This window comes from Nostoc commune NIES-4072 (genome assembly GCF_003113895.1).
GTDB classification, from domain to species: Bacteria; Cyanobacteriota; Cyanobacteriia; order Cyanobacteriales; family Nostocaceae; genus Nostoc; species Nostoc commune.
In genome coordinates this window covers 17,878-29,435 of record NZ_BDUD01000011.1, presented here as the reverse complement: position 1 = coordinate 29,435, position 11,558 = coordinate 17,878, and the positions used below count along the sequence as shown (strand labels likewise).

Genomic DNA, 11,558 nt, shown 5'->3' with positions numbered 1-11,558 from the left:
GGGGTAGAACTGGCGAAGCTGTCATGAAGTGCAAACTAAACCGTTTAGTTTAAAAACTGTCGGTGGAAGGATAAGATTGCCGTTAAATTATCGATTGCATGAAATACATTCAGGCGATCGCTGGAGTAAAAAGGTAATAGTTATGCTTAATAGAGAAGATATAACTCCAGTTGCATGTTTTAGGCAGCAGTCTCAATAGGCAAACGTTCATTCATATCCAGCTTGAAAGTACCGTAAGGATTAATATGTAACCAAATCAAAGGTGAAAGTGCCCGCAAGTCAAGTTTAGTCATTAATTTCATCCATTCGGGTTGTGACAAGACCTGCTGAATCATTAATGTATTAATATACACCAATGATATTTGGAGCAGATGTAAGGATAAAATAGCTAACTCCTGATCTTCTAAGCGATTAGTCGCTACTTCTCCACCCTTGCCATAAAAAATAAAGCTGTTAGCACTATTCCAATTTTCAACTACATTTAATCCTTCGTTAATTTCTCGACGCAGTTCGACTGAATGCAGATATTGACAGAGAAAAATGGTCTTGACAGCTTTCCCTAACTCACATAGTGCTTGATAAGTAGGGTGCAATAAATTCCCCCTAGTAAAACGCTTTAAAATAGCATCTGTTTCTGCCATTCCTAAGCGAAGTGCAGTGGCATACTTAATCATTTGGTCATATTGCTGACGAATTAAGTCCCAGTTGATTGTGCGAGTTAAGACAGGTTGTAAATTGGGATAATCACTGGCACTTCCATTGATGGGTAAATATAATTTTTGAACATTAATGCGTTTAATACGTGGCATCAGTTGAAAACCTAACAAATGGCAGAAAGCAAAAGCTACCTCACTTTGTCCATGACTATCCACAAAATTCTTCTCAACCTTCATCTGGGTACAATGGCGTAGTAAACCTTCAATCATGGCTGCCACTTCACTACTTGAACAGGTTTTTAACTGCGAGTAGATGCAGACAGAATTTTTTTCAACGTGCCAGTAAATCATCACACCGCGACCACCATAACGAATGTGCCATTCAGTCATCAGATTCTGATCCCAAGCACCAAATTTTTTGGAATCAGAAGCACAAGAAGATGTACCTTCTCCCCAAATATGCTTCAATCTGGCTTGAAAAATAGCATTTGCAACATTGGTAATAGCGTTGCGTAATTGTTGTTTTTGGATATAACAACGTTTGACGTGTAATAATTCCTGATAATTATTGCCCCCTATATCATCACTTAAACGCTTCAGTCCTGTATTTGTCCCCAAACCATATAAGCATAGTAACAAACGCTTTTGTAATAGTTCAGATTCTAAAACTTCTCTAGTTAAGACTGATTGAAAATGTCCAGTAAAATTGACACGTAAATCTGTTTCTTTCAGGATATCCAAGAGACTAGTCCTCGCCCATCGGCGATTAATTTCAGTCTTTAAGCGCCCTAAATTTATTGGCTCACTTTGAGGCGGTATAGGTGATAAAGAAATCTGAGATTTGACTTGATTTTTAATTAAGACATACTTATTTTTAGATAATCCTGATTCTAATTGCATCAGCGCTGACTGCATTTGCATCTGTAAATCAGTAATGAATTCTTCAACATCAGATGGTTGTTGTAGAGCTTGAAAATATGCGGCTCGTTGGGCTTCAAAGTCTGTTGGTAAATCTGATTCTGGGTTGCGGTAACGATAGGCTCCAACTACCCAAATTTCTTTACATCTGAGTTTGTCTCTTAATGCTTGAAGCACACTTAGTTCATAATTGATGCGATTTACCTTGAGATCACCATCACTACTTTTTTCCAAGATTAATTCTTGCCAGCCACTACGCAGCACTCCCTCAATAGGAATATCTTCTGTTATATCATAGTATCGCTGACTACTGTGAGCATATTTTTTGAGTAATAGGAGTGCTTGAATTACTGGACGATGAACATCATTATTTGAGCGAAATTCAAGCTGCTCTAAAATTAATGGTAAAATTCTTCGGTAATGTCTTCCATAAGAAGAGCGCATGACAGTATAAACTCGTTCGCGGTAAACATTACCTGTTGATTTGTATTCTTTAACTAAATTTTTGAGAGTTGTTTCACCAACAATCGGGAAAATAACTTCTCTAATAACTCCATCAGGCTGTTGCAAAGAAGCCTCTGCCATTTGAAATAGTAAATTAGTCTTACCATTGACTTTTTTAAAATCTTGCAGCAATTCTTGGTCTACACGTTTTTCGGCTTTAGCTCCTATACGATGTACAATTTGAATAATTAACTCTACTAAGTTATCTATTATTTCTTGGCTTCTTACAAGGGCGAAAATAGCAACTAATGTATACCGAATTGGTTCTGGATGACGGCGTAAGTCTTTCGGATATTCAACAACTACACGTTGTTTATATTTTTGTAAAATTTTTGTTGGTATGGTAGTAAATAAATCAGGAGGTAAATCTAATTGACGCAAAATTGATAATTTTTCAATTGATTTTTGAAAACTTTCTACACCAATCCTTCCGGGGTCTAATTTTAATTCATTCCAGATCGATAACTGTGAGGAATCAACATCTAACTGAGTTACTTCTTCATCAGATTGATTTTCAAGGGGATGAGGTTTGAATAAATTATCTATCTGTTCTTTAGTTCGGCTAGATAACTGTGCAACAGTTTTTTGAAAAAAGTTCTCCTCAAAACTATGAAGAGCAGAGCGAGTAATACGTTCTAAGCGATTGAGCGTTGGCGGCTCAATTTTTAATTCTCGTAAACGATCAAAAGCTGCACTTTTAAGTTGTTCAAATTTTAATTCATAAATCAACGCTTGTTCTGTTAACCAATTAACTAATTCTTCAGCATCATTGATAGTAGCTTCTCGAAATCCAAAAAGTTCTCTAATTTTCTTGCGGTAATATTTTACTGACCGTCCTTGCCAATTACAGTCTTGGTAAACACTAGGAGTAATACTGAGTTGTTGTGTTACGTAGTTAACAACTACAGCCGGAATTTCATGGTCTGATTCGGGAAATTTTGCTTCCATCTGGAAAAACTTGAGCAATAAAGCAAAAATCAAACGATTTTGAGGATTTTTGTGCGCTAATAGCTCTAATTCCTTTGGTAACAGCGTCCAGTACTCTAGTAGTTCTTCTGGTTGCCAGTTTCGTTTCATCATCCCTCACTTTCTTAGTACAGAGTAGATACTCTACTCTGTACTGCAACAATTAACTCTAGTCAATATATGTATTGGTAAATTTATTACTCAGAAATATTCCTTAACTTTTATATACTTTTATATACTTTTTTTAAATTCTCTAAAGCAGACTTTGCTACTATTTCTGCTCTCGCACTAGTTACTTTTTGGTAGCGGAGAGTTGTTTGAATGTTTTCATGTCCCATCAGCGCCCGTAATTCTTCAATTCCCATCAATCCCACCCGCTCAGTGGCAAAGGTATGGCGGAGATCATGCAGCCTAATCCCTTTTAATTTCTGGCTTTGGTCAATTATTTCTCGCCAGTCTGCCGTTACTGCCTCATAACTTACTGGTGTTACAACTTTAGTCGTTGGATGTTGAGCGGTGAATAATGCTGTTGAACCTGGATGACGATAATATTTTATATAGTTTTTTAAAGCAATTTCTGCATCTTCACTATAAAAGCACCAGCGTTTTTTGTTGCCTTTACCCACTACCTGAAATTTACGTTGTTCCTGAAAAATTTGTGCCAGTTCCAGTCCAAGTAATTCTCCAATTCTAGCTCCACTTCGATGCAGCAAGCGGACTATCGTCTCAAGTCTAGCATTAGATTTTTTTAACAAATCATACAAAATATCTAATTCTTGAGACGTGAGGTAGCGTATTATCTCGTCTGTATTGTGTTCTCCCCGTTCTCGATTTGGTTTCCTCAGACTCAGACGGCTAACTGGGTTTGATTGAATGTAGCCAGATTCAACAGCAAAATTCAACAGAGCGCTGATTATTGCTTGGTGACGATTATGAGTCGTGTATTTTAGTTCATCTAACCGAGCTAAGTAGTCTTTCAGCAGTTGACGGTCTACTAACTCTATAGGTAAGGAGCCATGCTCTTTCAGCAAAGATAGTAGTGTTAGCTCGTAAGATTTAAGTGTACTAGCAGCTAATCCTTGTCGAGAAAGGAAAGCTGTAGCAACTTGTGCTAATGTAGTTGTCACGTTTCACCTCTTTATCTAATTAAAAGTACTGCTATTCATTTAAAATATGCACTTATATAAAATAATTAATTATATACTTTACTACATATTAAAAGCATGGACAATACCCCCCAACCCCAAGAAACGCTGTCCCAGTACGTTAAAAGAATACGCACAAGCCTTTCATTAAGTCAAAATGATTTGGCAACTAAGGCAGGCATTCATCTTCAAAGTTTAGGTAAGATTGAACGAGGCATGACTACCAAGCTCAATAGTAAAAGCCAGCGTGGATTAGCTCGCGCATTGCAGGTTCCATCTGAGTACCTTGATGCAGTCATCCGGGGTGTACCCATGTCTGCAACCGATGTCCTCAAATTTTGCCCCGACTGCTGGACTCCCGGAACAACTCTTGAAGAAATCTGGTTATTGCCGCGATCGCAGTTTTGTTTCTTGTGCGGTACGGCATTACGTAATAGTTGTGCTAAGTGTAACGAACCTATTACGTCATTGAAATTTCGGTTTTGTCCTTACTGTGGCTTTCCATATAAAGCTTCTATTAGTTCTGAATCTCAAAGCCAGCCCCTTTAATATTAGTATTATTTACTACTTGTCTCTTTCATTATTCAAACTAAACTTTACCGCTTTACTGAACTAAACTGTTTAGTTTGCATTTGGTGACAGCTTCGCCAGCTCTACCCCATATAAACATTTTGTCCCCCAGCTTCTTCTTTCTCTATTTCAATCGCCGGGTCTCCGTGGACGGAAATCAAGGCGATACGTTTTTCGGTGATAGAGTTCATAGTTTGTGTGCTGCTGATTTTAACAGAGCTTTAGGCTGTTCCAAGTTTGTATATAGCACACTTGCCTGAATTGTTTAGGAATCTTGATTAATATTGATTTTGATTTACTATGCCTAATATTTTTTTACATCTTCTGCCAGAAGTATACTATTAGATTAAATACAACAAATACTTAATTTCTTTAGATATAGAAAATTGTTATCTTTAGATTTCATACTTTTTATAGATGAAAATTATATTTTTTTCATTACAACTCAAAATCAATAAGCGATCGCACTTGGCGTCACCGTAGTCGGGTAGCAGGACTAAAGGGTGAAGAGGTGGCACAGCAATACAGCGTTGAAAATTTTGAGATGACTAGCTAATGTCAATAAGATAGCCTAACCGCCCCAAAACCTTAATCTCTCGTGAGCGCCAGCCAGTCAGGGCTGACTCGACTATTGCAAATACTTATTTATTCAGGGGGCCACACAACGGCTCTAACCCCCATGATGGCGATCGCATGAGCAAACAAAAAAGCGGTTTTACTCACCCGTTTTTAACTTTGGTTTTGGTTTTGGTAATGGTTTGGTACGCGGCACAGAGGTATTATCCTGACTAGTCGCTTTTGACTTACCTTTCTTCGGTGCAGGTGGTGCTGCTGCTCTTTGCGCTTTCTTAGCTGCTGACTGCACTGTGGCTTTATCCTCCTTAGACGCTTTGAGAAATCTCGGTGCAGCTTCTTGTGGTAGCGCAGTCAGTGCAACAAAACCGAAGACATCACGCCCCGGCAGAAATTTCGCCTTGATTGTGACAAACACGGCGCGTCCTTGTTGGTCTTTCTCCAATTTGGGATTAAATCTGAAGGGTCGGACGGGTGCATCCTTCCATAGCAACGGTATATGACTAGCCTTCATGAATTTCACCTTTCGGGCAGGTTCGGCCTGCTTAATAAATTCGAGTCTTTCATCAGAGAAATTTCGGAACACAGAGATACAGGGAGTAGAGCAGACAGGAATGAACTGCCATAATCCTGATAATTTAAACTCTAGGTCTTCTAACTCCCCTGAAACTGCATCTAGTTTTCGCCCTCTGTCAAAGCCCACTAACTGAAAACCGATGCGATGCGGTTGCTCTCTGCGTGGAAAGTGAATTGCCTTTGGATAAACAACCAAACGCTGATTCTGGTTGCCAGTATTTTCTATTTCCTTCTTGAGAGCGTTTAATACATCCCATTGTCGCTTCGAGTAATAAAGTGGGTATTCATAGCTACCGATAGTAACAGTGCTTTGTCCATCAGTAGTAAAGTTGACCGACCCAGTAATTACCCCAACAGCTTGAAATATTGCTGCTGTCGATTCAATTTCTGTTTCTGTTGACGTGTCAACATTTACTTGCTTTTCATCCGATGGGTTTTCAACTGTCGGTACTGCTTGGGTTGACTCTGGCGAGGTAAATTCAGCAGATGCCATGATTATTGTTAATAGGGGAGAAATCGCGGTCTAATTCAATCTTAATTGTCTATCAAGTATCTACATGACTGGCGGCATTGTCGATGCTGCAAAATTCCCTAATCGGGTTTTACATCGGTGACAATAACTGTTAACTGATTTAACGCAAATGATGCAGAAATTTTATCCAATCACTCCTGAAGATTTCTAATTGACATAATTGACCTTTAAAGCCTCGATAGTCAATTGTTGCGCTACAGAAATATGTTTCCATTAGTTGAACACTCTTAATGATTCCGACTTGCCACTTGCGAACACTGTCGTTGAAAAACTCAACTTTATCCCCAACTTTCAATTCCGGGCGGAACAATTCGCTTTCTCGTGCATTTATCAATTCACCATCTTGTCGAGGAGAAAACCCAGTCACAGCAGGGCTGTCCTGGCTGTCCAAAGAGTTTTCGGCAAGATTTCCTTGTTGGACAGGCTCAAACCCAGTCACAGCAGGGCTGTCCAGGTTGTCCACAAAGTCTAGGGGGACTGAAGGGTTATCAGTTAAATTGACAAATTGATTAACTCCACTTTCAGAATTTAACTCATCTTTTTTTTGCAATGCTAATTCTTGGGGGAGGACAATTGGACAGGGTGGACAGCCAAGCTGTGTAAGGCTTTCAGCCTGTCCAGGGTCAAATCGAGGGGTATTTAGTGGGTGGACAGGGTGGACAGCCCTGCTGTGTAAGGGTTCTGGCGTTTTGAGCGGGTGAAAAAACTCCTCGAATTCTTCTATTCCCCCTTCAAGGCATTTATCTTTAAAGCAATACCAAAATTCCGAAGAAGAAAGTGAAGAATCCGGTGGCCCCTCCGGTACTTTCATCTCAAAGACCCCAGCCAGTGGTTCAATGAATGCAAAGTGGGACTGAATTCTTTCACGCTTTCCGTTGACCGTGGGTGTCCAGCTACGTTCCTTGAAGTTGTGGGGCAAGACTGTTTTTAAATGGCTAATAAATTTGGACATCCCCAAAGGAGCATAACCATGTTCCCGGCAGTAAAGTACATACCAGCTGTGTAAACGACTTTGTGGGATAAATGTTTCGGTCGTTGAGGGGCGTAAGCACAAATCCACAAAGGATTTGGTCGAGTCCCCGTACAAAGATGCCTCTAGCGCCAGATTCTTTGCCCGATCTGAAGAGGGAGGCGATAACAAAATGCTGTTGCGTTCTGCTCGTGGCATTGCTAAAGCCCAAGAAATTATGTCGGACTTCACCTCTTGTAGCTTCAGCCACAAGTCGGGGTCAGGGGTTACATCTCGGTTTTTGACTGGAATTGGGTAAGCTCGACGCATCCAGCCGTCGCCAGCATTTTCAATCTGTAGATGACTTACAGAGGCAACCCAAAACCGAATGTACCACTGGATTGAATAAGCTACTGGATTGAATAAAGCGCGTCCGCTCATTGCCCCATTGTCAACTAATTCGTAAAAAGCTCGGACTCCTTCGGCATAACCTCCTACGTCAGGGAATCCAAATATCCGCTTTCCACTTAAATATTGATGCCGTCCTTCCGGTGTAGAAATATCCGCAAAATGTGTGGCGCTACTAGAGCCGGATTCGCCAAATAAACTACTCCAAAACCGTCCTAGCGTCCCCTTGCCCCCACCACTTAAGCCAATTAAGTGGGGAAACCGACCATAAGGGGCAGTTGGGTCTAAAAACATACTCGTGAACGCCCGAATCACTTCAACCAATTCTGACCCAAAGCTCTCAGTTATAAATTTCCGAAAAACTTCTGGACATGGTTTGTTGGCTTCGTAATCGTGGGGAATAATATTAGTGAGGTAAAAATCTTTGCGATGAGGCATTTGTTCACCAGTTCGCAAATCAACGACACAATTGTTAAACCCTAATAAATGAGTATTGGTTGGCAGTGGTTCTGCTGGTTCTAAGCGACTGCGGCAATATTTAAAGGCAGATTCCTTGTGTGCGTTAGTTTCGTAAGGCTTGGTTATTCTCCAGCCAAATGTCTTTGTGTAAGAGAGCTTGTAAGCGGATTCTCCAGCGTCAGCGAGGAGCTTGTAAGCTTTATTATCATCTTGGTGCTGCCATTGCTTATTCTCTTGTGACCACTTGTAAAAGGATGAATTTACTACCATCCATTCAGTTTGAGGAAAGATTTTTCGGTAAGACCAGCCATCAAAAGTACCCGCCGTCACGCAGTTAGAGTAGGGTAAATTCATGGCAGTGCATACAGGCAAGTAAAATGCCTCTGGGTCTGCTGGATCAATATCTATTTTGGAATTAGATAAATCCGTAACTTCTTTTTCAATAGTTTCGGATTCTGCCTGTTGCGATCGCTGCGCTACAGCCGCGTGAATCTCCTGCTCTAACCGACGGATAAATTCTGGTGTTTCCATCTGCCCCAAGATTTCTTTGATGTCACTTGATTTATATGGTAAATCGGGGCAGATGTCGTGTGGGTTAATTCCAATAAATGCAATCCCCACCTCGTCGGCACAGTCCTGGCAGGTCTGGAGTTTCTTTAAGCCAGTGTCATCTGGGTCATGCAGAAAAACGATTAATCCTATGCCTGCTTCAATTGCGCGTTGATATTCCGAGGTAATTGTTTTCTTATCCCATCCACTGCCTTGAAACGTAATCCCAGCAAGACCATGTGCGCGACCAACTTCTACGCATCCCTCGCCTTCATGCTGGAGTAGTGCCGGGGTTCCCGTCACAGATTTAGCACAGGCTAAAGCTTCATCAATGCGATATGCTCCCCAAGGCAAATCGCCTTTTTTCATTTGGGGTGTGCCATCAAGTCGCCTATGCCATTGCCGAAAGGTCTTGCTGTAACCTTTCTCCTTATTGGCATCTGGCCACTGGTAGCGAACCACCCATTGCGACTCTGAGTAAGGATAAATTGTTTCGGTGGCACTGCCCTCAACATCTTTTGGTGGTCTACTCGTTAACTTTTTCGGTTGGGGAATATCTGTTACAGTATCCGTCAACATCACCAAACCTAATTCCCCATCTGGAATTGGTGCTGGTTTGGGCAAGATTCTCTTAGGCTTCGCAGGCAAACGGTTTAGGGATGGAGTGTAATTAGCCCCTGCCCTTTCTGCCACCACTTCAGCCCAGGGTTTAATTGCCTCTCTGACGTGTTTGCACTCACAACCGTTAAAGCATCTGTACTTCCCGGTTTCTGGGACGATAGATAAGTCATTACCCCCACAAACTGGACAAATAAACTTATCTTTAGCTTTGGATGGCTCTAACTGGTCTTGAAAATTTCGGATGTCGAAGGAGGCGAACGCCCCTGGCATAACGGAGCCGCCAACGGTCTCTTGTCCTTTTAAAATGGCTACCATTGTGAAATCCTTGTGAGGTAAATTGTGTGGGCTTTACCTCCCCTGAAGATTCACCAAAATTTTAATCAAATTTCTCGTTAAACCCGTTGTAGGAAGTTGTAAGAAGTACTAGGAACTGATAACATTAGGTTATAAAGAAATTTAATAGACAAAAAATGATTGGGTGTCTTCTAGGACTGTTAAACAACTTGCTTCTAACAAGTTGAGTCTTGGGGAGGCATTCTTTTCTTATGTATATCGGGTGACATGACACTTAGAAAAGATGAACTAAGGGTATAGTCTTATTACATAGTAAATTATCTCAGGCGAAAAAAATAATAAATATCTCAACTTTATAAAATAAAACAATTTATCTATTTTTCTCAAGCCAAGACACAGCAAAGCTATTACAAGTTTTCAATTAGTATTAAAAACCAGATAAATACGTCAATATATTAATAGTATTAGTGGACTAAAAATAATTCAATTTGTTGATGCTGCTTCAAAAAGACATTAATCTAAGATTTTGACTGACTTAATACCTTGGCTGCATTTCTGGACTAACAGCCATCTTTTAGCCTCTGGCTCTAGCGCGGGCATGATTCTCCAGTTGAAAACATCTGCCCAAGTTTCGACCCCGTGAGCGTTTGCAAAACTGACTTCAAGTTCCTTGAACCGTACCCAATCGCGATCGCTGATAGCCGTAAAAACCGGGATAAATGTACTTAGTGGCATTAGAGTTGCTGTTTCAGTCATCGCTGTAATCCTCAAAAATACAAACTATTGGTAACGGTTCATCTTCTGTATCAATTATTTCTACTAATCGTCTACCTGTCTTTTTGGCGATTCGCCTGCAATACTCCTCAGATGCAGCTACTTGCCAATCTCTTGTTTCCGTAACTGGGTCAAATTTTCCTTTGGAGCGTTTTATGTCATCAGTCATGCTGCACCATCTTGCTTGGGCGGTTTCGCTGAGGGTAGCTCTCCTTTTTCTCGCGCATCCCTTACAAATGCTTCTACAAGAAAAGCAACCAAGGTAGCGGTCGGTCTCCCTTGGATTCGTGCGATCGCCTCTAAATCTTCAAAAACATAATCTGGAACGGTTACTGAAAATCTTTTACTCACATACCTGTTTTTATCTATAGCCTTTGAAAGCAATTCTACACCTAATACGCTAGTACGCAATTATCCTTGTGAATGCTGCTTATCCAAAAATTCCTGGACTAGCTCACAGATCACGGTGTCCATCGTCCGATTATTTTTAACGCACCACAGCTTAAATTCTGTATGCAAATCCTTTGGCATCCTTGCTCTAAGATGTGCCACTTCATCTGGTTTATCCCCTTTAGGTCTACCCACAATTACGCAATTACTCATAAACTCTACTTTTTGATTATCCACTTATAATCAGTAATTTTCATTTTTGCGTACTAGGATTATAGAGTAATAGCGTAATTTGGTGTTATAGTGTGGCTATGGCACAAATGCCACGGTTTGACGAAGCCTGTATCAGATGGTTGAAACGGCAGAGTTACTTAATTAGCTACCACGCAAAAGCAGAGAAGGCAAAAACGCCAGTGAGAGACAAGATACACGTATTCTTGGCGACTTCAGCCTGCAAATTTATTTTGAGGAGAATTTATGCGAGTAACAATCAGGCAATCTCTACACCCATTTATCAGCAATAAAGCGCAGGAATTAGGCATTAATGACCATGCAGAGGTAGTTAACTTCCTTTTACTCCAGATTTTGCTTTCACTCGATGCTGGCACAGACTACTGCTACTGGGAGCCAAGATACTCAGTAGTGTTTCACAGAAACGTTTCATGAAACAGTTT

Annotated in this window: 10 protein-coding genes; 2 read left to right on the top strand and 8 right to left on the bottom strand. The window is 40.6% G+C overall.

The genetic code is table 11. The features are described 5' to 3' along the window. Nucleotides 1-179: 179 nt before the first annotated feature. A complete protein-coding gene (locus CDC33_RS37610; protein ID WP_109013089.1) occupies nucleotides 180-3,155 on the bottom strand; it encodes a Tn3 family transposase in 2,976 nt (991 codons plus the stop codon). Between the two features lie 110 nt (nucleotides 3,156-3,265). After that, nucleotides 3,266-4,171 carry a tyrosine-type recombinase/integrase gene (locus CDC33_RS37605; RefSeq protein WP_109013090.1) on the bottom strand — a complete coding sequence of 302 codons (906 nt, stop codon included), beginning with the start codon at nucleotides 4,169-4,171 and terminating at the stop codon, nucleotides 3,266-3,268. 96 nt (nucleotides 4,172-4,267) lie between these two features. On the opposite strand from CDC33_RS37605, the gene CDC33_RS37600 reads away from it, so the two are divergent. Then, nucleotides 4,268-4,738: a double zinc ribbon domain-containing protein gene (locus CDC33_RS37600; protein ID WP_109013091.1), complete on the top strand. Its 471-nt coding sequence runs from the start codon at nucleotides 4,268-4,270 to the stop codon at nucleotides 4,736-4,738. A 736-nt stretch (nucleotides 4,739-5,474) separates the two neighbouring features. Here CDC33_RS37600 and CDC33_RS37595 read toward each other — a convergent pair. The 6 genes from CDC33_RS37595 to CDC33_RS37570 all read right to left on the bottom strand — a co-directional run bounded on the left by CDC33_RS37595 (nucleotide 5,475) and on the right by CDC33_RS37570 (nucleotide 11,097). Continuing rightward, nucleotides 5,475-6,401, bottom strand: coding sequence for a hypothetical protein (locus tag CDC33_RS37595; protein WP_109013605.1), 927 nt, complete (start codon nucleotides 6,399-6,401; stop codon nucleotides 5,475-5,477). A 139-nt stretch (nucleotides 6,402-6,540) separates the two neighbouring features. Then, on the bottom strand, nucleotides 6,541-9,741 hold the full coding sequence (locus CDC33_RS37590) for a primase-like DNA-binding domain-containing protein (RefSeq protein ID WP_109013604.1): 3,201 nt from the start codon (nucleotides 9,739-9,741) through the stop codon (nucleotides 6,541-6,543). Between the two features lie 492 nt (nucleotides 9,742-10,233). Next, the gene (locus CDC33_RS37585) at nucleotides 10,234-10,476 is read right to left on the bottom strand and encodes a hypothetical protein (protein ID WP_109013603.1); all 243 of its coding nucleotides are present in this window, start codon (nucleotides 10,474-10,476) and stop codon (nucleotides 10,234-10,236) included. After that, the gene (locus CDC33_RS37580; RefSeq protein ID WP_109013602.1) at nucleotides 10,469-10,663 is read right to left on the bottom strand and encodes a hypothetical protein; all 195 of its coding nucleotides are present in this window, start codon (nucleotides 10,661-10,663) and stop codon (nucleotides 10,469-10,471) included. Before CDC33_RS37580 ends, CDC33_RS37585 begins: the two co-directional genes overlap by 8 nt. Beyond that, nucleotides 10,660-10,845 carry a ribbon-helix-helix domain-containing protein gene (locus CDC33_RS37575; protein ID WP_069074669.1) on the bottom strand — a complete coding sequence of 62 codons (186 nt, stop codon included), beginning with the start codon at nucleotides 10,843-10,845 and terminating at the stop codon, nucleotides 10,660-10,662. The genes CDC33_RS37580 and CDC33_RS37575 overlap by 4 nt, the downstream gene beginning before the upstream one ends. Nucleotides 10,846-10,905: 60 nt before the next feature. Next, the gene (locus CDC33_RS37570; RefSeq protein ID WP_146195955.1) at nucleotides 10,906-11,097 is read right to left on the bottom strand and encodes a hypothetical protein; all 192 of its coding nucleotides are present in this window, start codon (nucleotides 11,095-11,097) and stop codon (nucleotides 10,906-10,908) included. A gap of 264 nt (nucleotides 11,098-11,361) precedes the next feature. On the opposite strand from CDC33_RS37570, the gene CDC33_RS37565 reads away from it, so the two are divergent. Then, nucleotides 11,362-11,550 (top strand): hypothetical protein, encoded by a 189-nt coding sequence (locus tag CDC33_RS37565; protein ID WP_109013462.1) that lies wholly within the window; start codon nucleotides 11,362-11,364, stop codon nucleotides 11,548-11,550. Nucleotides 11,551-11,558: the final 8 nt, after the last annotated feature.

Coding starts and splice junctions, on each gene's coding strand:
- CDC33_RS37610 (WP_109013089.1), bottom strand. CDS start 3,155: ATGAAACGAAACTGGCAACCAGAAGAACTACTAGAGTACTGGACGCTG.
- CDC33_RS37600 (WP_109013091.1), top strand. CDS start 4,268: ATGGACAATACCCCCCAACCCCAAGAAACGCTGTCCCAGTACGTTAAA.
- CDC33_RS37595 (WP_109013605.1), bottom strand. CDS start 6,401: ATGGCATCTGCTGAATTTACCTCGCCAGAGTCAACCCAAGCAGTACCG.
- CDC33_RS37590 (WP_109013604.1), bottom strand. CDS start 9,741: ATGGTAGCCATTTTAAAAGGACAAGAGACCGTTGGCGGCTCCGTTATG.
- CDC33_RS37585 (WP_109013603.1), bottom strand. CDS start 10,476: ATGACTGAAACAGCAACTCTAATGCCACTAAGTACATTTATCCCGGTT.
- CDC33_RS37580 (WP_109013602.1), bottom strand. CDS start 10,663: ATGACTGATGACATAAAACGCTCCAAAGGAAAATTTGACCCAGTTACG.
- CDC33_RS37570 (WP_146195955.1), bottom strand. CDS start 11,097: ATGAGTAATTGCGTAATTGTGGGTAGACCTAAAGGGGATAAACCAGAT.
- CDC33_RS37565 (WP_109013462.1), top strand. CDS start 11,362: ATGCGAGTAACAATCAGGCAATCTCTACACCCATTTATCAGCAATAAA.